At 64.1% G+C, this 23,312-nt stretch carries 21 protein-coding genes; 11 read left to right on the top strand and 10 right to left on the bottom strand.

Going from position 1 to position 23,312, the window contains the following annotated elements:
- Window positions 1-63: 63 nt before the first annotated feature.
- Together UNPF46_RS10070 and UNPF46_RS10065 are read right to left on the bottom strand one after the other, a co-directional pair.
- Window positions 64-3,210: a multidrug efflux RND transporter permease subunit gene (locus UNPF46_RS10070; protein WP_100180525.1), complete on the bottom strand. Its 3,147-nt coding sequence runs from the start codon at window positions 3,208-3,210 to the stop codon at window positions 64-66.
- Window positions 3,207-4,376, bottom strand: coding sequence for an efflux RND transporter periplasmic adaptor subunit (locus tag UNPF46_RS10065; RefSeq protein ID WP_142249908.1), 1,170 nt, complete (start codon window positions 4,374-4,376; stop codon window positions 3,207-3,209). Before UNPF46_RS10065 ends, UNPF46_RS10070 begins: the two co-directional genes overlap by 4 nt.
- Before the next feature lie 376 nt (window positions 4,377-4,752).
- On the opposite strand from UNPF46_RS10065, the gene UNPF46_RS10060 reads away from it, so the two are divergent.
- From UNPF46_RS10060 to UNPF46_RS10035, 6 genes are all read left to right on the top strand, one after another.
- Window positions 4,753-4,992, top strand: a complete 240-nt coding sequence (locus UNPF46_RS10060; RefSeq protein ID WP_027571757.1) for a hypothetical protein — start codon at window positions 4,753-4,755, stop codon at window positions 4,990-4,992.
- 223 nt (window positions 4,993-5,215) lie between these two features.
- Window positions 5,216-7,618: a TonB-dependent receptor gene (locus UNPF46_RS10055; RefSeq protein ID WP_502705485.1), complete on the top strand. Its 2,403-nt coding sequence runs from the start codon at window positions 5,216-5,218 to the stop codon at window positions 7,616-7,618.
- Between the two features lie 2 nt (window positions 7,619-7,620).
- Entirely contained in the window at window positions 7,621-8,310 is a 690-nt protein-coding gene (locus UNPF46_RS10050; RefSeq protein ID WP_142249906.1) for a Fe2+-dependent dioxygenase, read from the top strand.
- Window positions 8,307-9,254, top strand: a complete 948-nt coding sequence (exbB, locus tag UNPF46_RS10045) for a tonB-system energizer ExbB (protein ID WP_142249905.1) — start codon at window positions 8,307-8,309, stop codon at window positions 9,252-9,254. The genes UNPF46_RS10050 and exbB overlap by 4 nt, the downstream gene beginning before the upstream one ends.
- Window positions 9,255-9,257: 3 nt before the next feature.
- Window positions 9,258-9,713 carry a TonB system transport protein ExbD gene (gene exbD / locus UNPF46_RS10040; RefSeq protein ID WP_100180530.1) on the top strand — a complete coding sequence of 152 codons (456 nt, stop codon included), beginning with the start codon at window positions 9,258-9,260 and terminating at the stop codon, window positions 9,711-9,713.
- A gap of 11 nt (window positions 9,714-9,724) precedes the next feature.
- A complete protein-coding gene (locus UNPF46_RS10035; RefSeq protein WP_100180531.1) occupies window positions 9,725-10,540 on the top strand; it encodes an energy transducer TonB family protein in 816 nt (271 codons plus the stop codon).
- Here the strand turns inward: UNPF46_RS10035 and UNPF46_RS10030 are convergent.
- From UNPF46_RS10030 to UNPF46_RS10020, 3 genes are all read right to left on the bottom strand, one after another.
- Window positions 10,528-10,950, bottom strand: a complete 423-nt coding sequence (locus UNPF46_RS10030; RefSeq protein ID WP_142249987.1) for a hypothetical protein — start codon at window positions 10,948-10,950, stop codon at window positions 10,528-10,530. The two genes, UNPF46_RS10035 and UNPF46_RS10030, sit on opposite strands and share 13 nt — an antisense overlap.
- 63 nt (window positions 10,951-11,013) lie before the next feature.
- Entirely contained in the window at window positions 11,014-11,694 is a 681-nt protein-coding gene (locus UNPF46_RS10025) for a site-2 protease family protein (protein ID WP_100180532.1), read from the bottom strand.
- A gap of 70 nt (window positions 11,695-11,764) precedes the next feature.
- A complete protein-coding gene (locus tag UNPF46_RS10020) occupies window positions 11,765-12,637 on the bottom strand; it encodes a LysR family transcriptional regulator (protein WP_142249904.1) in 873 nt (290 codons plus the stop codon).
- Between the two features lie 89 nt (window positions 12,638-12,726).
- On the opposite strand from UNPF46_RS10020, the gene UNPF46_RS10015 reads away from it, so the two are divergent.
- Complete coding sequence (locus tag UNPF46_RS10015) at window positions 12,727-13,635, top strand: DMT family transporter (RefSeq protein ID WP_142249903.1); 909 nt, start codon at window positions 12,727-12,729, stop codon at window positions 13,633-13,635.
- A 2-nt stretch (window positions 13,636-13,637) separates the two neighbouring features.
- On the opposite strand, the gene UNPF46_RS10010 is transcribed toward UNPF46_RS10015, so the two are convergent.
- From UNPF46_RS10010 to gntR, 5 genes are all read right to left on the bottom strand, one after another.
- Complete coding sequence (locus UNPF46_RS10010) at window positions 13,638-14,030, bottom strand: GFA family protein (RefSeq protein WP_142249902.1); 393 nt, start codon at window positions 14,028-14,030, stop codon at window positions 13,638-13,640.
- 7 nt (window positions 14,031-14,037) lie between these two features.
- Window positions 14,038-14,784 carry an SDR family NAD(P)-dependent oxidoreductase gene (locus UNPF46_RS10005; protein WP_142249901.1) on the bottom strand — a complete coding sequence of 249 codons (747 nt, stop codon included), beginning with the start codon at window positions 14,782-14,784 and terminating at the stop codon, window positions 14,038-14,040.
- Window positions 14,785-14,801: 17 nt separating this feature from the next.
- Window positions 14,802-15,533 carry an SDR family oxidoreductase gene (locus UNPF46_RS10000; RefSeq protein WP_181769875.1) on the bottom strand — a complete coding sequence of 244 codons (732 nt, stop codon included), beginning with the start codon at window positions 15,531-15,533 and terminating at the stop codon, window positions 14,802-14,804.
- A gap of 135 nt (window positions 15,534-15,668) precedes the next feature.
- The gene (locus UNPF46_RS09995) at window positions 15,669-17,498 is read right to left on the bottom strand and encodes an IlvD/Edd family dehydratase (RefSeq protein ID WP_100180538.1); all 1,830 of its coding nucleotides are present in this window, start codon (window positions 17,496-17,498) and stop codon (window positions 15,669-15,671) included.
- Between the two features lie 136 nt (window positions 17,499-17,634).
- Window positions 17,635-18,735, bottom strand: a complete 1,101-nt coding sequence (gene gntR / locus UNPF46_RS09990; protein ID WP_142249899.1) for an HTH-type transcriptional regulator GntR — start codon at window positions 18,733-18,735, stop codon at window positions 17,635-17,637.
- 202 nt (window positions 18,736-18,937) lie between these two features.
- Between gntR and UNPF46_RS09985 the strand changes: the two genes are divergently transcribed.
- The 4 genes from UNPF46_RS09985 (at window position 18,938) to UNPF46_RS09970 (ending at window position 23,306) form a co-directional block, all read left to right on the top strand.
- Window positions 18,938-20,005 (top strand): ABC transporter ATP-binding protein, encoded by a 1,068-nt coding sequence (locus tag UNPF46_RS09985; protein WP_100180540.1) that lies wholly within the window; start codon window positions 18,938-18,940, stop codon window positions 20,003-20,005.
- A gap of 47 nt (window positions 20,006-20,052) precedes the next feature.
- Window positions 20,053-21,372 carry an ABC transporter substrate-binding protein gene (locus UNPF46_RS09980; RefSeq protein WP_142249898.1) on the top strand — a complete coding sequence of 440 codons (1,320 nt, stop codon included), beginning with the start codon at window positions 20,053-20,055 and terminating at the stop codon, window positions 21,370-21,372.
- 64 nt (window positions 21,373-21,436) lie between these two features.
- Window positions 21,437-22,390 (top strand): carbohydrate ABC transporter permease, encoded by a 954-nt coding sequence (locus UNPF46_RS09975; protein WP_100180542.1) that lies wholly within the window; start codon window positions 21,437-21,439, stop codon window positions 22,388-22,390.
- Entirely contained in the window at window positions 22,383-23,306 is a 924-nt protein-coding gene (locus UNPF46_RS09970; protein WP_100180543.1) for a carbohydrate ABC transporter permease, read from the top strand. The genes UNPF46_RS09975 and UNPF46_RS09970 overlap by 8 nt, the downstream gene beginning before the upstream one ends.
- Window positions 23,307-23,312: the final 6 nt, after the last annotated feature.

Here is a 23,312-nt window from a genome sequence, read left to right as displayed (position 1 = left end):
GGCGAAACCGCGTTGGCGTGAACCGGGGTCTCGCTGTAGCGTTGCGGGAGGCGCGGTGCAAGCTCACTCGGCGGCTTGCTTGACGCCACCGTGCTCGACTGCCTCGCCGCCTTCGCCGTCACCCGATCGGCCCCAGGTGGAGAACCAGTTGTTGAGCTCGTCGAGATAGAGATAGACCACGGGCGTCGTGAACAGGGTCAGCGCCTGGCTGACGATCAGGCCGCCGACCATGGCGTAGCCGAGCGGCTGGCGGATCTCGGCGCCGGTGCCATGGCCGAGCATCAAGGGCACGCCGCCGAGCAGCGCGGCCATCGTCGTCATCATGATCGGCCGGAAGCGCAGCAGCGCAGCCTGGCGGATCGATTCCGCCGGCGTCTTGTGCTCGTCGCGTTCGGCGGCGATCGCGAAGTCGACCATCATGATGCCGTTCTTCTTCACGATGCCGATCAACAGGATGATGCCGATCAACGCAATCAGGCTGAAGTCGAAGCCGGCCGCCATCAGGATCAGAAGCGCGCCGACGCCGGCCGAGGGCAGCGTCGACAGAATCGTGATCGGATGGATGTAGCTCTCGTAGAGGATGCCGAGGATCAGATAGACCACGACGAGCGCGGCGAGGATCAAGAGCGGCACGGTGCCGAGCGACTGCTGGAACGCCTGCGCAGTGCCCTGGAAGCTCGAGTTCAGCGTCGGCGGCGCGCCGAGATCGGCCATCGCCTTCTGCACGGCCTCGGTCGCCTGGCCGAGCGCGACGCCCTGGCCGAGGTTGAAGCTGATCGTGATCGCCGGGAACTGACCCTGATGGCTGATCGAGAGCGGGCGGACCGGATCGGTGGTCCAGGTCGCGAACGTCGACAGCGGGACCTGATCGCCCGTCAGCGGCGATTTCAGATAAAGCTTGTTGAGGCTGTCGAGATTGCCCTGCATTTCCGGCAGGATCTCCAGGATCACCTTGTAGGTGTTGAGCTGGGTGAAATACTGCGTGACCTGCCGCTGTCCGAAGGCGTCATACAGCGTGTCGTCGATCAGCTGCGGCTGGATGCCGTAGCGCGAGGCGGTATCGCGGTTGATCTTGAGCTGGACGGTGGTGCCCTGGGTCTGCTGGTCGGTCGCGACGTCGCGCAGCTCGGGCAGCGTCTGCATCTTGGCCAGGATCTTGGGGGCCCATTCGTTGAGCTCCTCCAGATTGGCGTCCTGCAGCGTGAATTCGAACTGCGTGCGCGTCGGCCGGCCGCCGAGCCGCACGTCCTGCGCCGCCTGCATGTAGAGGCGGGCGCCCTCGACCTTGTCGAACTGGGGACGCAGTCGCGCGATGATCTGCTGCGCGGAGGCCTCGCGCTTGTCGCGCGGCTTCAGCGTGATGAAGATGTTGCCGTTGTTGCCGGCGCGGCCGCTGCCGCCGATCGACATGGCGACGCTGGCAACGTCGGGATCTGCGAGGATGATCTTGCCGAGCTGTTCCTGGCGTCGGGTCATCTCCTTGAACGAAATGTCCTGCGAGGCTTCCGAAGTCGCCGTGATCAGGCCGACGTCCTGCTGCGGGAAGAAGCCCTTCGGGATCAGGACGAACAGATAGACCGACAATGCGAGCGTGGCGAAGAAGATCGTGAGCGTGGTGCGCCGCCAGGCGAGGGCGTGATCCAGAACGTATTCATAGCCGCGCAGCATCGAATCGAAGGCGCGCTCGCTCCACTGGTAGAACTTGCCGTGGTTGACCTCGCCATGGGCCCGCAGGAAGCGCGAGGCCATCATCGGCGTCAGGGTCAGCGACACGAACATCGACACGAAGATGGTCATCGCCAGCACGACGGCGAATTCGCGGAACAAGCGCCCGATGATGCCGCCCATCAACAGGAGCGGGATCAGCACCGCGACCAGCGAGATGCTGATCGACACGATGGTGAAGCCGATTTCCTTGGAACCGCGGAAGGCCGCCGCCATCGGCGATTCGCCCTCCTCGATGTAGCGCGTGATGTTTTCGAGCATCACGATGGCGTCGTCGACGACGAATCCGACTGCGATGGTGAGCGCCATCAGCGACAGATTGTCGAGCGAATAGCCGGCGACCCACATCAGGGCGCAGGCGCCCAACAGCGCCAGCGGAACCGTGACGGTGGGAATGACGGTGGCCCAGAAGCTGCGCAGGAAGATGAAGATGACCATGACCACGAGGGCGATGGTCAGAAGCAGCGTGAACTGGACGTCCTCGACGGCGGCGCGGATGGTCGTGGTGCGGTCGCTGATGAGCTCGATCTTGATCGCGGGCGGGATCGCCGCCACGAGGCGAGGCAGGGTCGCCTTGATCCTGTCGACGGTCTCGATGACGTTGGCGCCCGGCTGCTTGAAGATCACCAGGAACACGCCGCGCTTGCCGTTGGCCCAGGCGGCCTGCTTGGCATCTTCGGCGGCGCTGACCGCCTGTCCGATGTCGCGGATTCGCAACGGAGCGCCGTTGCGATAGGCGATGATGACGTCGTTCCAGTCTTTCGCGTGCGTGAGCTGGTCGTTGGCGTAGATCGTGTAAGCGCGCTTCTCGCCGTCGATATTGCCCTTGGGGCTGTCGACCGTGGTGATTGCGATCTGGCTGCGGACGTCCTCCATCGACAGGCCCTTGGCGACAAGCTTCGCCGGATCGACCTGGACGCGAATGGAGGGCTTCTGCTGGCCGCCGATGAAGACCTGCGCCACGCCCGACAGCTGGCTGATCTGCTGGGCGAGCTGGGCGTCGACCGCGTCGCTGACGCTGGTCAAAGGCAGTGTCTCGGATGTCGCCGACAGCAACAGGATCGGCGCGTCGGCCGGGTTGACCTTGCGGTAGGTCGGCGGCGAAGGCAGGTTCTTCGGCAACTGGCCGCTGGCGGCGTTGATGGCGCCCTGCACGTCGTTGGCGGCGCCGTCGATGCTGCGGTTGAGGTCGAACTGGATGGTGATCGAGGCGGTGCCGAGATAACTCGTCGAGGTCATCTGGGCGATGCCGGGGATTTGGGCGAACTGGCGCTCCAGCGGCTGGGCCACGGACGAGGCCATCGTCTCGGGGCTGCCGCCCGGCAGATTGGCGGTGATCTGGATGGTCGGGAAGTCGACCTGCGGCAGCGGTGCCACGGGGAGCAGGGGATAGGCGACGAGGCCGACAAACAGGATGCCGGCCATCAGCAGCGAGGTGCCGATGGGATAACGGATGAAAGGTGCCGAAATCCCGCCCTCGGTCATTCCTGTCGTACCTTGTTCTGGGTCGGGTTGGAGCTTGCCACCGCCGTCGAGACGAGGCTTCCGGGCTGCACCTTGAACTGGCCGCCTGTGATCACCTGCTGACCGGGGCTCAGCCCTTCGTCGATGACCGAACGTCCATCGATGGCGTAGCTGACCTTGACCTTGTGCACCTCGGCCTTGTTGTCCTGATTGACAGTATAGGCGTAGAGGCCGTTGGTGGAATGCTGGACCGCGTCATCGGGAACCACGGTCGCGTCCTTCAGCGTCCGCACCAGAAGCCGTGTCGAGACCGATTGACCCGGCCACAGCGCGTGGTCCTTGTTGTCGAACACCGCTTTCAGCCGGATCGTCCCGCTGCTCGTGTCGACTTGGTTGTTGATGACCGCGAGCTTGCCCTCGGCCAGCGTCTTCTTGCCGTCGGTGGTGAAAGCGATCACCTTGAGCGCGCCGCTCTTCTGGCCCTCGCTGATATAGGGAAGCTGGTCTTCCGGCGCCGTGAAGATCACGGCGATCGGCTCGACCTGCGAGATCGTCACGATGCCGGTCTGTGTCGATGCGTTGACGATGTTGCCGATGTCGACCTGCCGAAGTCCCGCAACGCCGGTGATCGGCGCCTTGATCTGCGTGTAGTCGAGCTGGGTCTGGGCGTTGGCGATCGCGGCCTCGTCGGCGGCGATCTGGGCGGTCAGCTGGGCGACGGTCGAGCGCTGGGTATCGACCCGCTGCGCGGTCGCGAATTCGCCGAGCTTCATGGCACGCTGGAGTTCGAGATTGGCGTTGGCCAAACTCGCCTCGTCCTGCGCCTTCTTGGCCTTGGCCTGGTCGAGCGCGGCCTGATAGGGACGGGGATCAATCGAGACCAGAAGCTCGCCCTGCTGGACGATCTGCCCTTCCTTGAAGGCGAGCTTGTCGATCTGGCCGTCTACGCGCGTCCGGACTTGTACGGTGTTGAAACCCTGAACAGTGCCGAGACCGGTCAGGTAGACCGGAAAGTCGACCTTCTGGACCTGCGAAACGCTCACCGGGACGGCGGCCGGGCGGGTCGGGCCTTTCTGGGCGGTCTGGGCCTTGCCGGCCCCGTGCCCGAACGTCTGCCACCCATAGTAACCCGCCGTGGCCACGGCCGCGACGGTCAGAAGCCAGAGGATCGGCCGGGACTTTTTCATGTTGTCTCGTGTCGGCTCGTGTGCCCTCGCTTACGAATTACAGGGCAATCGCAGGGTTCCAGCGCGTTTGTATAATACACGCCAAGTTCCAGTGTAAACAGCACTATCCGTCGAGAATCCTAAACAATTGGAAAGCTTTGCACCGCCTGGGCAGTGCCGTGGCGCGGCGGTGTGCAGTGCTGCATTTTCCCGACCATGCGACCGGCGCGCAAGTCTTGTGCGGCACTCGCAGACGGTGAGCTCGGCCCGCCCGGTGCCGCGCCGAACCGCCGTCCGGTGCCGGTGCGAAGAACGGTTCTAAATCGCGCGGAGGCTGTTTCGGTTGTCAGGGATTTCCGCATCGTCCATATCGGCGCCGCCACACATGGAGCGCAGGATGGACGAATTGAACGGCAAGCTGATCGCGTGTCAGATTCTGATCACGGGATTGATCGCGCGCGTGGCCAACGAGCAGCGCGATCCCTTGCGCTTCCTCACGGACTTCCGAGACGAGATCAAAGCCGTGGTAAACGGCGTCAACATCGCCGGCATGGACTCAACCGATCGCGTGCGCGCAGTCGCGCAGAAAACCGTCGATGAATTGTTTTCGCTGATGAAGCCGCCGAGCAGCGATTGATGCTGCGAAGACGGTTGCGATTGCATTGCGTGCGGCGTGCTCTTTAGAACGAGTCCAAGCTAGGTTTAGAACGGTTTCAAACTGCAGTTTAGAATTGTTTTGATCTGGATCGATTCAAGGGTTCTTGCGAGCCGCTCGCATTGACCCGTTATTTTGCCGCCGATACCAACATCTCATCGTTCGCCGAAGCGAATGAGCGAACAGAAAGATGGGGCGTTTGGTAATGGGGCAGGTGGTCGCACCGAAGTCGTTGCGTTCGGTCGCAGCATTCGATCTGGTGGATGAAAAACTCGCGGGCGTTTCCGGCAAGAAGGCGTCTGCGGTTGCGAGCTTGATCGCGGTGGCGTCGGTGTCGAGCGGCGCGCAGGCGCAGCAGTCGAACCTGCCGCCCGTGACGGTTGACGCGCCAGTCGAGCGCCCGCGTCCGACGGCATCGAAGCCGTCGCCGGAGCAAGTCCGCGCCCGCAACGCGATTCGTCGCGCCGCGCGACGCGAGCAGGCCCAGCAAGCTGCTCCGACGACGCCATCCGGCCCGGCCGACGCGAACCCCTATGCGGATCCGGCAGCGCCCTACAAGGTCGATCGCGTGCAGGCTTCCGGCAAGTTCCCCGAGCCGCTTCTGAACACGCCCAAGACCATCACCGTGCTCAGCAAGGAAATCCTGGATGACAAGAACGCGACGACGCTGAAGGAGATTGGGCGCTCGACCGCCGGCGTGACGCTCGGATCGGGCGAGGGCGGCAATGCGTTCGGCGACCGCTTCTTCATCCGCGGCTTCGATGCGCGCAACGATGTCTTCATCGATGGCATTCGTGATCCCGCCGTTTCCATCCGCGAGAACTTCTTCACCGAGCAGCTCGAGATCCTGCGCGGCCCGGCCTCGTCCTATGCCGGCCGCGGCACCGCCGGCGGCGCCATCAACATCGTCACCAAGCAGGCGGCTGACCGCAACTTCTACAATGCCGAGACCACCTTCGGCACCGACATGACCAAGCGCGTCACGCTCGACGTCAACCAGGTCGTCGATCCGACGTTCTCGGTGCGCACCGGCGGTATGTTCCAGGACGCCAATGTCGCCGGCCGCAACTACGTGACCGACAATCGCTGGGGCGCCTTCATCTCGACCAAATACGCCCCGACCAACGACCTCAAGATCACGACCAACTACGTCCACACCGACCTCAGCGGCTATCCGGATTTCGGCGTGCCGTACTACAAGCAGGGCAACGTGCCGGCCACCGAGGCGGGCATTCCGCGCGGGACCTGGTACGGCTTCCTCAATCGCGACTTCCAGACCGCGCGGCAGGATTTCGGCACGTTGACGGTCGAGTACAAGCCCACCAACAACATCACATTGACCAGCCGGACCCGTATGGAGCAGTCGACGCTAGCCTATATCGGCACGCTGCCGCAGTCGCCCACGACAACCGACTCCAATCCGGCGAACTGGACGATCACGGCCAGCGCGCAGAGCCGCAACCAGTGGGTCGACGTCATCGCGAACCAAGAGGACGCCACCTTCAAGTTCGACACCGGATCGGTGAAACACACAGCGGTGACCGGACTCGAAGTTTCGAACGAGCGTGTCGGCATCGCGCGCTACACCGGGCTTTCGTCGGAGGCGTTCGGCTCCGGGTTCACCAGCAGCGGGGCCTTGCCGCTGCAGAATATGTCCTGGCCGGGCTACACCTACAGCTCCGGCCCATTCAATCCTGTGCTCGGCGGCGATCCGACCCACTACAATGTCGATAGCGGTGCCGTCTATGCGATGGATACGGCGAACTGGGAAGACACGATCATCGTCAACGGCGGCGTTCGCTACGACAAGTATAATTTGAGATCGTCGACCGCGGCGGCGGTAAGCCGGGTGGACTCGGGCTTTGTCAACTACAACGGCGGCATCGTCTACAAGCCGGTTCCGATCGGGAGCCTCTATGCGGCCTATGCGACCTCGACCAACCCGTTCGGCTCCGAACTCGATGCGACTGGTGCGGACTATGGCTCGAACGCGCCGACAAATACCACGATCCTTGGGCCCGAGCAGAACAAGGCAGCGGAAGTCGGCACCAAATGGGAGCTGTTCGACCGTCATCTTCTGGTGAGCGGCGCGCTGTTCCAGACCACCAAGGACAATGCGCGCGAAACCGTCGGCACCACGCTGACGTCGGGTGCAGCGTACCGGATCCAGGGTATCGACATCGAGGCCAGCGGCAAGCTGACCGATCGCTGGAGCATCTTCGGCGGCATCGTGCTGATGGAGTCGAAGGTGACCAAGAGCAACATTGCGGGCAATGTCGGCCTGCCGCTTGCCAACGTCGCGCACCAGTCGTTCAGCCTCTTGAGCAAGTACAAGTTCGACGGCGACTGGGAGCTCGGCGGGCAGGCGGTGTTCCGTTCCAAGGTCTACGGCGGCACCTTCGGTGCCAACACCGGCACGCTGATCCCGAGCTACTGGCGCTTCGACGCGTTCGTCGAGAAGAAGATCGACAAGAACTGGACGATGAAGCTCTACGCGCAGAACCTCACCAACAAGCTCTACTATGACACGCTCTATCGCAGTGCTGCGCCGTTCGTGGCTGTCGCGCCCGGACGGGCGTTCTACATCGTGACGAGCGCGAAGTTCTGATCATGTTGACGTGCCTGCCTGGCATTCTGAGCAAGGATGATGTGGCGGATTTCCGCCGCATCATGGATGCTAGCGAATGGGAAGACGGTCGGTCGACTGCCGGCGCGCAGTCGGCGATGGTCAAGCGCAATGAACAGCTCCCACCCGACAGCGACGTCGCGCGAAAGCTCGGCAACCGGATCATCTCGGCGCTGACGTCGAACCCGCGCTTCATCGCGGCGGCGGTTCCGCTCCAGATCTTCCCGCCGCTGTTCAACCGCTATGCGGCGAGCAGCGGCCACCATTTCGGCCTGCATGTCGACAATGCGATCCGCGGCGACCGTCTGACCGGCCTTCGCATCCGTACGGACCTGTCGGTGACGCTGTTCCTCGCCGAGCCGGAGGAGTACGATGGTGGCGAACTTGTGATCGAGGACACCTACGGCTCCCACGAAGTCAAGTTGCCAGCGGGCGACTGCGTGCTCTATCCATCGACCAGCCTCCATCTCGTCACGCCGGTGACGAGGGGAGCGCGGGTTGCGTCTTTCTTCTGGCTTCAGAGCATGATACGGGACGATCAAGCCCGGAGCATGATCTTCGACCTCGACACCGCGATACAGGCGCTGGTGGAACGGCTCGGGCGTGACGATCCCGAAACGGTCAAATTGACGGGTATCTATCACAACCTCATTCGCTACTGGGCCGAAGTATGAAGACCATGACCTCTAGAGCAAGCCTTGCCGCCGCCGCGATGCTGGCGGCCGCCTGGCTCGCATCCCCCGTTTCTGCCCAGACACAAACCCCTTCGGCACCGGCGCAATCGGCTCCTCAGCCGGCCCCGGTCGCACCGGCAGTCACCACGCCTGCTGTCCCGGCGCCTTCCGCGACGGCCGCTCCGGCAGCGTCCCCCGCGGCCAGCGTTTCGACCACGGCCAAGCCCGATGCGTCCGCCGCGATCGCGCCGGCCATGAAGGAGTTGTCGCCCTGGGTGATGTTCATGTCGGCGGACGTCATCGTGAAGGCGGTGATGATCGGGCTCGCCTTCGCATCGCTGATGACCTGGACCGTCTTCATCGCCAAGTCGATCGAGCTGTCGGTCGCGTCCACCAAGCTTCGTTCGGCCCTGAAGAAGATTGCTGAGACGCGATCGCTCGCCGAAGCTCAGATGGCGCTGGGCGCCAAGGAAGGCATCCTGCCGTCGTTCCTGGCGGCAGCCCTGCGCGAGGCGCGGATGTCGGCCGGCCTGTCCAGCGACGCCGGCATCAAGGAGCGTGCGGCCTCCAGCTTTTCCGAGATCGTGCGCGCCGAGGCGCGGCGGATCCGGATCGGCATGGGCGTGCTCGCGACCATCGGCTCCACGTCGCCCTTCGTCGGCCTGTTCGGCACGGTCTGGGGCATCATGAACAGCTTCATCGGCATTTCGAAGTCGCAGACCACGAACCTTGCCGTGGTCGCGCCCGGCATCGCCGAGGCGCTGCTCGCCACCGCGATCGGCCTGGTTGCGGCGATCCCCGCCGTCATCATCTACAACCACTTCTCGCGCGTGACGAAGGGCTATCTCGAGCTCGTCAGCCGCGCCTCGGGCGCCGCGGCGCGGCTGCTCTCGCGCGATCTCGACCGCAGCCACGGCAGCGTGCATTCGCGCGCAGCGGAGTGAACCATGGCCGTCTCGCTCGCAGACAATGATGACGATGACGACTTCTCGGAAACGCATGACATCAACGTCACGCCGTTCATCGACGTCATTCTGGTCCTGCTGATCATCTTCATGGTCGCCGCGCCGCTCTCGACGGTCGATCTGCCGATCGACCTGCCGACGTCGAGCGCGACGCCGCAGAAGAAGCCGGACAAGCCGACCTATCTCAGCATCAAGCCCGATCTGACGCTGGCCATCGGAGAAAATCCGGTCCACCGGACCGAGTTGATCGGGACACTCGACGGACTGTCCGACATGAGCAAGGACAAGTACGTCTTCCTGCGTGCCGACAAGTCGGTACCATATGGGGAGTTGATGGGCGTCATGGAGCTCCTGCGCTCGGGCGGCTATACGCGGGTGAAGCTGGTGGCGCTGGAAGGCGCTCCGGGAGCGCCTGCGGCAGGCGCCGCCCAGCCTTAAGAAGACAGGCCATGTCGGACGAACTCAGACCATCCCGAAAGCTCTGGATCTTGGCGGCGGTCGCGGCGCTGGTGCTCCATCTGGGTGGTGCTGCGCTCGCGCTGGCGCATCTGCAGGCCGACGACGGAGACGACGGTCTGGGTGCGGCCGGCGCCGAGTTCGCCGTCGAGATGGCATCGCCAAAGGCGCCCGAAACCGATCTTCCGCCCGGGCCCGACAGCGAAGCGATGCAGGAGCAGCAGGCGCTTCCCGAACAGAAGGCCGAGACCAAGGAAACGGAGCTGCCGAAGGATCAGTCGCAGCAGGTCGACGATCCCGATCGGGTCGTGACAGAAAACATCTCGAAGAAGCCGCAGGAGGAGGATCCGAAGATCGCGGCGGTCGAAACCCCCGCGGCCGAAGCATCACCGAAGTCGGTTGCGACGGCGCGGCAGACGCTCGATGAAGACGCGCGCGAGGCCGAGAAAGCCCTGGCGCCGGTGCTTGGGCTCGGCAAGGACATCCTCAAGATCACGGCCGACTGGAATCGGAAGATCAGTGCGCATCTCGCGGCTCACAAGGTCAATCCGGAGGGCAAGGAGCCCAGTAACCAGAAGGTCAAGGTGAGCTTTGCGATCAACCGCAGAGGAAACGTGCTTTCCGTCGACGTCGTGGAGTCGTCCGGGGACGCCGCTTACGATGCGGCCGCGGTCACGATTGTCCGCAAGTCGGACCCCATTCCGCAGCCGCCTGCCGGGCTGACCGAGGACCGGTTCGAGCGCACCGTCGACATCATCTTCACGCCCCCAGACGCGAAGAAAAAGAAGAAGACGGCTCAGCGCCAATAGAGCCGGATGCCGACATAGACCACGACCAGGCAGGCGAAGATCAGCGCCACCGGCAGCGGCCGTTTCTGGGCACCGGCGGCCGTGCCACCCCCGAAAAAGCTGGTCGCCTTCGGCTTCGGCGCCGGGGGGCGGAAAGCGGTAACATTGTCCGCTGCCGGCTCGGCCGGGCGCGGGCGCACGTCGGGCGGGGTTCCCGCGCCGCCCATCTCGGCATAATAGGCCTTGTAGATCGCGCCGATGGTGGCCTCGGTGGCCTCGCCCTCGCTCGTCCGCGCCAGCAGGTTCTGGTAGCTCACCAGGAATTCCTGGGCTTCCGCCGGCAGCGCGGACGCGCCGTTGAGCTTGGCCATCATCTTCCAGGTGGCGAAATCGGCGCGGGCGCGGGTGTCCGCGCGTCGCGCGATCAGCATATCGGCAGCTTTGACCAAGTCGGCCTCGGGCCCTTCGGCTTGTGTTCGGGTGTCGCTGTTCAACTACGCATTGCCGGTCAGGAAGAGAACAGCCTGAATCACATGACCGGTCAACGTTCGCAGTATTGCTGAAATAACATCAAGATTTAGACCGAACTGCGAACCCGCCAGCGGTAGCAGGATCAACAGGCCGATCAGGATCAGCATCCCGAATGGCTCGAGCCGGGACAGCGGCACGGCGAGGGTGCGGGGCAGCAGCCCCACCGCGACGCGCCCGCCGTCGAGCGGCGGGATCGGCATCATGTTGAACACCGCAAGCGCGGCGTTGAGCCGGATCGCATTCCAGAGGTTCTGAAGGACCCAACGCGACCAGTCGTCCAGATCCCGGGGCAGGGCCCGGATGGCAAGGCCGGCAATCAGTGCCAGCAGGATGTTGGTCACCGGCCCGGCCAGGGCCACCCAGACCATGTCGATCCGGGGGTGATTGAGCTTGCGGAAATTCACCGGGACAGGCTTGGCATAGCCGAACAGGAACGGCGAATGCGCGAACAGCAGCATCGCCGGCAGGATCACGGTGCCGAACGGGTCGATATGCTTGATCGGATTGAAGCTGACGCGGCCGAGCTGCGAGGCCGTGTCGTCGCCGAGGCGGTGAGCGGCGAAGGCATGCGCGGCTTCGTGGAAGGTGATGGCGATCAGGACCGGGAGGATCCAGACGGAGATGTCATAAAGGGAAACGTTCACGGCTCATTGTCCCGGTTCGTGCCTCGTGGCCTTGCAGCCAACCCGGCCAATCCGGTGGTGGGGCAACGCGTCAGATCAGGATATGGGACACCGGCTCCAAAATCCCAAGCTGTAAATGGTCGGCCAACAGGCCACCCACACGCGACAGGTTGCGGGCGCGGTGAAGACGGATGTCCGCCGCCGGCAGCGGCGGCAGGCCGACGCGCTCCGGCAGGATATGCAGGCTGGCGGGCAGGGTGCCGGCTTTCACGACCGTGATCGCAAGGCCCAGCGACGCGACGGCCTCGACCGCGGCCAGCGTGCGGCTGACAAAGGCCAGCCGCCAGGGCCGGCCGGTGGCATCGAGGGCGTCCGCGGCCCATTGCCGAAACAGGCAGCCCGGCGGGTAGAGCGCGACAGGCAGCGTATCCTGGGCTTCGACCGGATACGACGCAGCCGCGGCCCAGACCGCCTGCTCGCGCCGCAGCAACTCGCCATCGCCGCGTCCTTCCGGGTGCATGGCGATGACGAGGTCATAGGCTTCGCCGAGTCGGGCCGGCATCGTCGCGGTCAGCCCGGTCTCGATCTCGACGCGGATTTCCGGATGGCGTCGGGCAAAGGACGCCAGCAAGGGCGGAATGACGATCGTCCCGTAGTCCTCCATCACGCCGAGGCGGACGACCGTGTCGTGCCTGCGCACGCGGAGCGCATCGACGGCCTCGGCATTGAGATCGAGCAGCCGCCTTGCATAGACGAGGAGTTCGTCGCCTGCCGCTGTGAGCGCGACGCCGGCCCGGGTGCGTTGAAACAGTTTTGCGCCAAGCCGTTCTTCCAGGCGCCTGATCTGGACGCTGACCGCCGATTGGGTCCGGTTGAGCGTCGCGGCGGCGCGCGTGAAGGATCGATGTTCGGCGACGGCGGCAAACGCCTTCAGCAGATCAGGATCGAGAACAGGTGAGCTCATGACGAAAGCTTATCCTGGCATGACGGAAATTCCATTCCCTGTTTCGGCGCGCCTCCTATGCTGCCTGCAAAGCATCAACGGGAGGAAGCGTGGGCGAGGTTCTTGGCGTTCTGGCCGCGGTGCTGTCGAGCGCGCTGGGCGGCACTTCGATCGGCGCCACGCGCTATCTCGTGAGCAGTCTCGATCCGCTGGCGATCGGCTCGTTCCGGTTCGGCATCGGCTTTCTTCTGCTGCTGCCGCTGACGCTGCTGCGCGGCGATCGCTGGCCGGGGCGAGGGGACTGGGCCGCCGCGATCGGGCTCGGCATCCTGTTCTTCGCGCTGTTCCCGATCCTGTTCAACGCATCGCTGATCTTCACGACCGCCGCGCGCGGTGCGCTCGCGCTGTCGACACTGCCGCTGTTGTCCCTGGTGATCGGGGCCGCGCTCGGCGCCGAGGCGCTGACCTGGCGCAAATCGGCCGGTGTGGTGATCGCGACCTTGGGCGTCGCCATCGCGCTGCTCTCCGACCTGACCTCGGCGCCCTCAGGCGCCTGGCGCGGCGATCTCCTGATGACGGCGGCGGCTCTGTGCATGGCGCTCTACGGCATCTGGTCAAAGCCGTTGATCCGGCGCTCCGGCCCGATCGCCTTCACCACGATGAGCATGGCGGCGGGCGCGGTCTGCCTGATCCTGCTCTCGTATGTCCGCGGCAGCTTTGCGCCGGTCGCAGGCTTCGGCACGCCGCAATGGCTGGCGGCTGCCTATCTCGGCGCCTTTGGCGCGGCGCTGACGTTCTATCTCTGGGCCTTCGCGCTGGAGCGCACGACGCCCACGCGAGTCGCGATCTCGGTGACGGTCAACCCGATCACGGCATCGCTGGTCGGCGCCTGGCTTTTGAACGAGCCGCTGCGCTGGAATCTGGCGGCCGGCATCGTCGCGGTATTTGCTGGAATCTGGATCGCGACGACGAGCGGGCGTACTCAGCCGACAGGTGCGCCTGCGTCAGATCAGGCCTGACGTCACGCCGGGATCGTTCCCGGATATTGCGTCAGACCATCATCGAGCTTGAGCCAGGCGGGCTTCTCCGAGACCCAGATGTGCTCGGTCGGCGCGAAGGCGTTGCGATCATCGAAAACGGAAAGGGATACGCCCGCCAGCGTGCCGTTGCGCCGCCAGGCGAACAGCCGCGTGCCGCAGCGCTTGCAGAACACACGGTCGATGTTTTCGGACGAGGCGTAGCGGGCGGTGTCGCCTTCGACGCTCAGCGCGCGCTGGTCGAATTGCGCGCGGGCGAAGAAGGGCGAGCCCATCGCCTTCTGGCAGAGGCGGCAATGGCAGACGCGGACGTTGAGCGGCTCGCCCTCCGCCTTGAAGCGCACCGCGCCGCACAGGCATCCACCTTCCCGGATCATGCTGTCCTCAATAGGTTGCGCGTCCGCCCGAGATGTCGAACACCGCGCCGGTCGAGAAGGCGCAGTCCTCGGACGCGAGCCAAGCCACCATCGCGGCGAGCTCCTCGACGAGGACGAAGCGACCCTTCGGGATCTTCGACAACATGAAGTCGATGTGCTGTTGCGTCATCTGGTCGAAGATCGCAGTCTTGGCGGCCGCCGGCGTCACGGCGTTGACGAGGATGTCGTGCGCCGCGAGCTCCTTGCCGAGCGACTTCGTCAGCGCGATCAGGCCGGCCTTGGAGGCCGAATAATGTGCTGCGTTCGGATTGCCTTCCTTGCCGGCGATGGAGGCGATGTTCACGATCCGCCCGTATTTCTGCTTGAGCATGGTGGGCACGATCGCCTTGCTCACGATGAAGGGGCCGTCGAGGTTGATGCGCAGAACTTTCCGCCATTCCTCGAGGTCGGTCTCCCAGACCGGCTTGTTGACGCCGGCAATGCCGGCATTGTTGACCAGGATGTCGATCCTGCCGAAGGCTTTGAGCGTCGCATCGCGGGTCTCTTCGACGGCGGCGGTGTCGGTGACGTCGACCTTGAAGACCTTGGTCTCGCCGCCGACCTCCTTCGCCGTCTTCTCGGCGAGTGCCGCGTCGAAATCCCAGATCGCGACCCTGGCGCCGGAGGCGGTGAGGCGCTCGGTGATGGCGCGGCCAAAGCCCTGCGCGCCGCCGGTGACGATGGCGACGCGGCCGTTGAGATCGATCTTGTTCATGCCGGATGCCCCAGGCGTCAGAGCATGTAGCCGCCGTCGACGACGAGGTCGACGCCGGTGGTGAAGGCGCTCTCGTCGCTGCCGAGATAGACCGCCATGGAGGCGATCTCCTCGGCGGTGCCGAGCCGGCCCATCTTCTGGCGGGAGATGAACATCTCCTTGCCCTGGGGTCCTTGCGCGGCGGCGCGGTCGAGCATCGAGGGCGTCTCGACGGTGCCGGGGCAGATCGAGTTGCAGCGGATGCCCTTGGTGATGAAATCGAGCGCGACCGCGCGCGACAGCAGCGACACCGCCGCCTTCGACGAGCTGTAGACGTAGCGGTTCGCCGGCGGCCTCAAGGCCGCGCAGGACGAGATGTTGACAATGCTGCCGCCGCCGCCCGCGATCATGTCGGGCAGGAAGGCCTTGATGGTCCGGTGCATCGACTTGACGTTGAGGTCGAACGAGAAATCGAAGTCCTCTTCCGAGCACTCCAGGATGGTGCCGTGGTGCACGAAGCCGGCCGCGTTGAGCAGGATGTCGATCTTGCCGACGCGCTTGGCAAAGGCGTTGACGTCGGCGGTGTTGCGGACGTCGAGCTTTGCGACCTCAGCGATGCCTTCCTTGGTGAGGCCCGCGATGCCGGCTTCGTTGATGTCGGTGGCGATGACGGTTGCGCCTTCACGCGCGAACGCGAGAGCGCATGCGCGCCCGATGCCGGCGGCTGCAGCCGTGACGACGGCGCGTTTGCCCCTGAGGCGGTTGGCCATTTTCTTGTTCTCCTCGATGTGCTTATAGCCGTAGCGCAGTAGCCCGGATGGAGCGCAAGCGTAATCCGGGATCTGGCGTTTGCGGATAGGGACCCCGGATTGCGCTACGCTCCATCCGGGCTACGTGTGCTCGGTTCAGTGATTGTCCCGCGCCACGCCGAACGTGCCGGCGACGTTCTGGTAGCGCGTGGCGAGCTCCATGCAGGCACCAGTCGACTGCTGGCCGACGGTGTTGCGGTAGATCTCCTGCCAAGGCGTCTGGTTCGGCGGATGCTTGAATCCGCCGCTGGCCTTCAGCTCGGCGTGGCGCTTCTTCAGCTCCTCGTCCGAGATCAGGATGTTGGCGCTGCCCTTGTTGAGGTCGATGCGGACCTTGTCGCCGGTCTTGAGGATCGCGAGACCGCCATTGGCGGCAGCCTCCGGCGAGGCGTTGAGGATCGAGGGCGACCCCGAGGTGCCGGACTGGCGGCCGTCGCCGATGCAGGGCAGGGACAGGATGCCGCGTTTGATCAGCGCCGCGGGCGGCTGCATGTTCACGACCTCGGCGCCGCCGGGGTAGCCGATCGGGCCGGTGCCGCGGATGAACAGCACGCAGCGCTCGTCGATGTCGAGCGAGGCATCGTCGATCCGCTCGTGATAGTCCTCCGGGCCCTCGAACACGATGGCGCGGCCCTCGAAGGCGTTGAGGTCCTTCGGGTTGCTGAGATAGCGGTCGCGGAATTCCTTGGAGATCACGCTCGTCTTCATGATCGCGGAATCGAACAGATTGCCCTTCAGCACCAGGAAGCCGGCATCCTTCACCAGCGGCTTGTCGTAGGCCCAGATCACGTCGTTGTCGGGGACCGGCGCGTCCTTGCAGTTCTCGCCGATGCCGCGGCCGTTGACGGTGACGGCGTCTTCATGGATGCGCTTGTGCTTCATCAATTCGCGCACCACGGCGGGCACGCCGCCGGCGCGGTGGAATTCCTCGCCGAGATAGAAGCCGGCCGGCTGCATGTTGACCAGCAGCGGCACGTCATGGCCGACCTTCTGCCAGTCCTCGATCGACAGCTCGACGCCGATGTGGCGGGCGAGGGCGTTGATGTGGATCGGTGCGTTGGTCGAGCCGCCGATCGCCGAATTGATCACGATGCAGTTCTCGAACGCCTTGCGGGTCAGGATGTCCGAGGGCTTGAGGTCTTCCCACACCATCTCGACGATGCGCTTTCCAGTTTCATAAGCAATCTGGCCGCGCTCGCGATAGGGCGCGGGGATCGCCGCGCAGCCCGGCAGCGAGAAGCCGAGCGCTTCGGCAAGCCCGTTCATCGTCGATGCCGTGCCCATGGTGTTGCAATGGCCGACCGAGGGCGCCGAGGAGGCCACGATCTCCATGAATTCTTCATAGTCGATCTCGCCCGCGGCAAGCCGCTCGCGCGACTTCCAGACGATGGTGCCGGAGCCGGTGCGCTCGCCATTGTGCCAGCCGTTCAGCATCGGGCCGCCCGACAGCACGATCGCGGGCAGGTTGACGGTCGCCGCCGCCATCATGCAGGCCGGCGTGGTCTTGTCGCAGCCGGTGGTGAGCACGACGCCGTCGAGCGGATAGCCGTAGAGGATTTCGACGAGGCCGAGATAGGCGAGGTTGCGGTCGAGCGCCGCGGTCGGGCGCTTGCCGGTCTCCTGGATCGGATGGGTCGGGAATTCCATGGCGATGCCGCCGGCCTCGCGGATGCCTTCGCGGACGCGGTGGGCCAGCTCGAGATGGTGGCGGTTGCAGGGGGAAAGGTCGTTGCCGGTCTGGGCAATGCCGATGATCGGCTTGCCCGACTGCAGCTCGGCGCGGGTGAGGCCGTAATTCAGGTAGCGCTCCATGTAGAGCGCGGTCATGCCCGGATTATGCGGATTGTTAAACCATTCCTGCGAGCGAAGGTGGCGGCGGGAGCCGTTGCCGGCGGGGGCATGCCCATTGGTTGGCTTTTTTGTCATTGGTTTCTCCTGCAATGCAAACGCACCGGCGTCCGTCCACTTACATCAGTCCTGGGGCGTCGGCTTGTGCGATGCCGAACGGCGCGAATGATGGATCGCTGGCCCGCTGGCGGGTCGTTTCCTCACAAATCCGATACTAGTCGTGGCTACTTGGTAACGCTACCATTTTGTTCGCCACACCCGCGCCCGAAACGGACGGCCTGCTGTCCGAATGGCGCGAGGTCGAGCTTTGCCGCTCGATCACCTTGAAGCCGAGATCGAGCACCGCCTGCTCGGGACGCCGTCCGTCGATCGCCTCGATCAGCATGGTGGCGGCCGTCCGGCCCATCTCGTAGCGGTTGGTGCGCACGCTGGTGAGGGTGGGGACGGCGGACGCCATGAATTCGAGGTCGTTGAAGCCGACGATCGCGATCTGGTCAGGGACCGCGATCTCGCGGCGCCGGCATTCGAACAGGACGCCGAGTGCGAGGTCGTCATTGGCGCAGAACACCGCATCGAGGTCGGGCTCTCGCGCCAGGAGATCGGTGAACAGGGCGCCGCCGAGCGTCACCGAGGTCGGCGTCGCCGTCGTGACGACGAGGCGCTGCTCGAACAGTCCGGCGTCCTTCATGGCGGAGACATAGCCGTCCAGCCGCCGCTGTACCCTGGGATCCATGCGCGCGCCGACGAATCCGATTCTGCGGCGCCCCTGTTCGAACAGGTGCGCAACCGCTGCGCGCGCCGCATCATAGTGCGAAAACCCGATCATCATGTCGACCGGATCGGGACCGATCTCCATGATCTGCACGATCGGGCAGTCGGCGGCCTCCAGCATCGCGCGCGATTCCGTGGTCTGGTCGATGCCGGTGACGATCAGCCCCGCAGGCTTCTGTGCGAGAAACAGTCGCAGCAGCTTTTCTTCCTGGAGAATGCTGTAGCGCGTGTTGGACAACTGGATCGAGTAGCGGCCGCCTTCGGACGCGTCGTAGATGCCGCGCAGCACGTCCGAGAACACGTTGTTGGTGAGCGAGGGGATCAAGACACCGATGACCTCGGTGCGTTGCGAAGCCAGCGCGCGTGCCGCAAGATTCGGCACATAGCCGAGCTCTTTCGCCGCACTCTCGACCCGCGTCCGCTTGGCGACTGACAGCGCCTCGGGATTGCGGAAGAAGCGGGACGCCGTGATCGGGCTGACGCCGGCAAGCTCGGCGACTTCCGCCAACCGGATTTTGCCTGACTTGGTGCGTTTTCGACCCATTTGTTGCTCTTAACACAGTCAGTCCCGCAAACAAAGGAACGTTGACAGCGCTACCAGCAACGACTAACCAAAGACAAATTGCCAAAACCGCACAAACTGCCGACAATGGCGCCCGCTAAGATCGGGCTTCGTTCGGCGAAGTCTGAAAAAACAAGACGGTCGCGGCGCGAAAGGCGTCGTGGACTTTCGAGGAGGGAGCTAGATGTCGTCTGTGCAAATCCGCGACGTGCGGAAATCGTTCGGCAATTTTGAAGTCCTGCACGGCGTGACCGTACCGATCGAGGATGGACAGTTCGTCGTCCTGGTCGGCCCCTCCGGCTGCGGCAAGTCGACGCTTCTGCGCATGCTGGCTGGTCTCGAGAACATCACCTCCGGCACGATCTCGATCGGCGACCGCGTCGTCAACAATGTCCAGCCCAAGGAGCGGGACATTGCGATGGTATTTCAGAACTACGCGCTCTATCCGCACATGACGGTCGCCGACAACATGGGCTTCTCGCTGAAGCTGCGGAATGCGGGCGCCGACGAAATCAACAAGCGCGTCAAGCGCGCCGCCGAGATCCTCGCGCTCGGGCCGCTGCTCGATCGCTATCCGCGCCAGCTCTCCGGCGGTCAGCGCCAGCGCGTCGCGATGGGCCGCGCCATCGTGCGTGATCCCCAGGTCTTCCTGTTCGACGAGCCGTTGTCGAACCTTGATGCCAAGCTGCGCGTCGCCATGCGCACCGAGATCAAGGAGCTGCACCAGCGGCTGAAGACGACGACCGTCTACGTCACCCACGACCAGATCGAAGCCATGACCATGGCCGACAAGATCGTCGTCATGCATGACGGCATCGTCGAGCAGATGGGCACGCCGCTCGAGCTCTATGACAAGCCCGACAACCAGTTTGTCGCCGGCTTCATCGGCTCGCCCGCGATGAACTTCCTGAAGGGGCATGTGCGGGTCAACGGCGTTGCGACCTTCGAGGGGCCGAACGGCGTCAAGCTGCCGCTCAAGACCGCGCCTGCGGCCTCCGATGGCCGTCCCGCGGTCTACGGCGTGCGGCCCGAGCATTTCACCATCGCCGACGACGGCGCCGAAGCCGAGATCGTGGTGGTGGAGCCGACCGGCTCCGAGACGCAAGTGTTCGCCAAGATCGGCGGCGAGCAGGTCGTCGCGGTCTTCCGCGAGCGTCACCAGTTCAACCCGGGCGATAAGATCCGGCTGAAGCCCGAGCCGTCACTGGTGCATCTGTTCGATGACGCGACGGGAAAACGCCTGAACGCGTAGCGTAGCTTTGAGTTAAGATAATAAAAAAGCATCACAGGGAGGACACCATGCAAGACTTTACCCGCCGGACTCTGCTTCAAGGCGGAACGGCATTGGCTGCGACCGGCATGCTCACCGGGCCGGCACTGTTCGATTTCGCCAAAGCCTGGGCACAGAGCTCGCCCTGGAAGGCGGAGGCAGGCGCCAAGCTGACCGTGATGCGCTGGAAGCGCTTCGTGCCGGCGGAAGACGATGCGTTCAACGCGATGGTGGCGGCGTTCAAGGCTGCGACCGGCACCGAGATGAACGTGTTCAGCGAATCCTTCGAGGACGTGCAGCCGAAGGCCTCGGTTGCGGCCAATACCGGCTCGGGGCTCGACCTTGCCTGGGGCCTGCACACGCTGCCGCAGCTGTTCCCGACCAAAGTGCTGAAGATGAACGACGTCGCCGATTATCTCGGCAAGAAGTACGGCGGCTGGACCGACGCGGCCGCCAAGACCTGCAAGCAGGGCAACGATTGGCTCGGAATTCCCGTCGCCACCAACGGCGGTTACATGACGTACCGCAAGTCGGCGCTCGACAAGGCCGGGTTCAAGGAATTCCCGAAGGATTTCCCCGGCTTCCTCGAGATGTGCAAGGCCCTGAAGGCGAACAACACGCCGGCCGGCTTCGCGCTCGGTCATGCCTCGGGCGACGGCAATTCGTGGCTGCACTGGGTGCTGTGGGGCCACGGCGCTTACACGGTCGACCAGAACGACAAGATCATCATCAACTCGCCGGAGACGGCGAAGGCGCTGGAATATTGCAAGGCGCTGTACGACAGCTTCATCCCGGGCACCGCGTCCTGGAATGATTCCTCCAACAACAAGGCGTTCCTCGCCGGCGAGCTTTACTGCACGGCGAACGGCATCTCGATCTACGTTGCCGCCAAGACCGATGCGAGCAAGAAGGAGCTCGCCGAGGACACCTATCACGCGCTCTGGCCGGTCGGACCGGTCGGCAAGCCGACCGAACTGCAGCTTGCGCTGCCCATCCTCGCCTTCAACTTCACCAAATATCCGAATGCGGCAAAGGCCTTCATCGCCTTCATGCTGGAGAAGGAGAACTACGAGAAGTGGCTGGACGGCGCGCAGGGCTATCTGACGCAAACCTTGAACGCCTATGAATCGGCGCCGATCTGGAAGGCTGATCCCAAGAACGAGGTCTTCTCTCAGGCCTCGAAGCGCACGCTGCCGGCGGCCGGTATCGGCACCGTCGGCGAAAAGGCGGCAACTGCCATCGCCGACTTCATCGTCGTCGACATGTTCGCCAACTACTGCACCGGCACCAAGGATGCGAAGGGCGCGATGGCGGAAGCCGAGCGCCAGCTGAAGCGCATCTATCGCTGAGCGTCACGGAGCGGGCGGCCGTCGCGCCGCCCGCTCTCCAACATTTCGATCAGGGATATCGGGCATGGCTGATGTCGCAATTCCCCGGGCCAAGCCTCAGATGAGCGAGGACAACGCCTGGACCCGGCTCAAACACAATCGCAACTGGCTCGGCTTCTGGTTCATGGTGCCGGCCATGGCCTTCCTGATCTTCTTCCTGGCCTATCCGCTCGGGCTCGGCATCTGGCTGTCCTTCACGGACACTCGCATCGGCAGGGTCGGGCACTTCGTCGGCGTCGAGAACTATGAGTGGCTGTGGGACGATTCCATCTTCTGGCTGTCGGTGTTCAACACGCTGCTCTACACCTTCGTCGCCAGCGCCCTCAAATTCGCGATCGGACTCTATCTCGCGCTGCTGCTGAACGAGAACATGCCGTTCAAGGCGATGCTGCGGGCGATGGTCCTGATCCCCTTCATCGTGCCGACGGTGCTCTCGGCGCTGGCGTTCTGGTGGATCTTCGATTCGCAATTCTCCATCATCTCCTGGTCGCTGAAGCATCTCGGCCTGATCAATCAGAACATCAACTTCCTCGGCGACACGACCTGGGCGCGCATTTGCGTGATCTTCGCCAATATCTGGCGCGGCGTGCCGTTCGTGGCGATCACGCTGCTGGCAGGCCTGCAGACGGTGTCGCCCTCGCTCTATGAAGCGGCAACGCTCGACGGCGCCACGCGCTGGCAGAATTTCCGCTTCATCACCTATCCGCTGCTGACGCCGATCATCGCCGTCGTGATGACCTTCTCGGTGCTGTTCACCTTCACCGACTTCCAGCTGATCTGGGCGATGACGCGTGGCGGCCCGGTCAACGCCACCCATCTGATGGCGACGCTGTCCTACCAGCGCGCGATCATCGCCGGGCAGCTCGGGGAGGGCGCGGCTATATCCAGCGCCATGATCCCGTTCCTGCTCGCCGCGATCATGGTGTCCTGGTTCGGCCTGCAGCGTCGCAAATGGCAACAGGGAGAGAACAATGACTGATCTTCCTGCCTCGAAAGTCGATCTCAAGTCCGTGCTGGCGACGCCCGCGCGCGTCGATAACAGCGAGGGCATGAGCTATCTGCAGTCGGTGCCGCGCCGGCTCGTGACGCTGTATCTGCCGCTCACGATCATCGTCGTGGTCCTGCTGTTCCCGTTCTACTGGATGGCGCTGACCTCGGTGAAGCCGGACGACCAGTTGCTCGATCTCGACAGGTTCAACCCGTTCTGGACCTGGAATCCGACCTTCAAGCATTTCCACAAGCTGCTGTTCGAGAGCTACTACCCGCACTGGCTCTGGAACACGATGTATGTGGCGATCTGCGCCACGATCCTCTCGATCGTCGCGTCGGTGTTGGCTGCCTACGCCATCGTGCGCTTGCGCTACAAGGGCGCCAATCTCGTCGGCGGGCTGATCTTCCTCGCCTATCTGGTGCCGCCGTCGATCCTGTTCATTCCGCTCGCCACCGTCGTGTTCCAGTATGGCCTGTTCGACTCGCCGCTGGCCTTGATCCTGACCTATCCGACCATCCTGATCCCGTTCTCGACCTGGCTGTTGATGGGCTATTTCAAGACCATCCCGTTCGAGCTCGAGGAATGCGCGCTGATCGACGGGGCGAGCCGCTGGCAGATCCTGATCAAGATCGTGCTGCCGCTCGCGATCCCCGGGCTGATCTCGGCCTTCATCTTCTGCTTCACGCTGTGCTGGAACGAGTTCATCTACGCGTTGACGTTCCTGCAGTCGACCAGCAACAAGACGGTGCCGGTCGCGATCGTCAACGAGTTCGTCGATGGCGACATCTATCGCTGGGGGTCGCTGATGGCGGGAGCCCTGGCCGGCTCGCTGCCGCTCGTCATCCTTTACGCCTTCTTCGTGGAGCATTATGTGTCCGCGATGACCGGCGCCGTGAAGGAATGATCGCGG

The sequence above is a fragment of the Bradyrhizobium sp. UNPF46 genome, from assembly GCF_006658625.1.
Lineage (GTDB): Bacteria > Pseudomonadota > Alphaproteobacteria > Rhizobiales > Xanthobacteraceae > Bradyrhizobium > Bradyrhizobium nitroreducens.
The sequence above is the reverse complement of the archived record's forward strand: the minus strand, read 5'-3'. Positions and strand labels throughout refer to the sequence as shown.

Coding starts and splice junctions, on each gene's coding strand:
- UNPF46_RS10070 (WP_100180525.1), bottom strand. CDS start 3,210: ATGACCGAGGGCGGGATTTCGGCACCTTTCATCCGTTATCCCATCGGC.
- UNPF46_RS10065 (WP_142249908.1), bottom strand. CDS start 4,376: ATGAAAAAGTCCCGGCCGATCCTCTGGCTTCTGACCGTCGCGGCCGTG.
- UNPF46_RS10060 (WP_027571757.1), top strand. CDS start 4,753: ATGGACGAATTGAACGGCAAGCTGATCGCGTGTCAGATTCTGATCACG.
- UNPF46_RS10055 (WP_502705485.1), top strand. CDS start 5,216: ATGGGGCAGGTGGTCGCACCGAAGTCGTTGCGTTCGGTCGCAGCATTC.
- UNPF46_RS10050 (WP_142249906.1), top strand. CDS start 7,621: ATGTTGACGTGCCTGCCTGGCATTCTGAGCAAGGATGATGTGGCGGAT.
- exbB (WP_142249905.1), top strand. CDS start 8,307: ATGAAGACCATGACCTCTAGAGCAAGCCTTGCCGCCGCCGCGATGCTG.
- exbD (WP_100180530.1), top strand. CDS start 9,258: ATGGCCGTCTCGCTCGCAGACAATGATGACGATGACGACTTCTCGGAA.
- UNPF46_RS10035 (WP_100180531.1), top strand. CDS start 9,725: ATGTCGGACGAACTCAGACCATCCCGAAAGCTCTGGATCTTGGCGGCG.
- UNPF46_RS10030 (WP_142249987.1), bottom strand. CDS start 10,950: ATGCTGATCGCGCGACGCGCGGACACCCGCGCCCGCGCCGATTTCGCC.
- UNPF46_RS10020 (WP_142249904.1), bottom strand. CDS start 12,637: ATGAGCTCACCTGTTCTCGATCCTGATCTGCTGAAGGCGTTTGCCGCC.
- UNPF46_RS10010 (WP_142249902.1), bottom strand. CDS start 14,030: ATGATCCGGGAAGGTGGATGCCTGTGCGGCGCGGTGCGCTTCAAGGCG.
- UNPF46_RS10005 (WP_142249901.1), bottom strand. CDS start 14,784: ATGAACAAGATCGATCTCAACGGCCGCGTCGCCATCGTCACCGGCGGC.
- UNPF46_RS10000 (WP_181769875.1), bottom strand. CDS start 15,533: ATGGCCAACCGCCTCAGGGGCAAACGCGCCGTCGTCACGGCTGCAGCC.
- UNPF46_RS09995 (WP_100180538.1), bottom strand. CDS start 17,498: ATGACAAAAAAGCCAACCAATGGGCATGCCCCCGCCGGCAACGGCTCC.
- gntR (WP_142249899.1), bottom strand. CDS start 18,735: ATGGGTCGAAAACGCACCAAGTCAGGCAAAATCCGGTTGGCGGAAGTC.
- UNPF46_RS09985 (WP_100180540.1), top strand. CDS start 18,938: ATGTCGTCTGTGCAAATCCGCGACGTGCGGAAATCGTTCGGCAATTTT.
- UNPF46_RS09980 (WP_142249898.1), top strand. CDS start 20,053: ATGCAAGACTTTACCCGCCGGACTCTGCTTCAAGGCGGAACGGCATTG.
- UNPF46_RS09975 (WP_100180542.1), top strand. CDS start 21,437: ATGGCTGATGTCGCAATTCCCCGGGCCAAGCCTCAGATGAGCGAGGAC.
- UNPF46_RS09970 (WP_100180543.1), top strand. CDS start 22,383: ATGACTGATCTTCCTGCCTCGAAAGTCGATCTCAAGTCCGTGCTGGCG.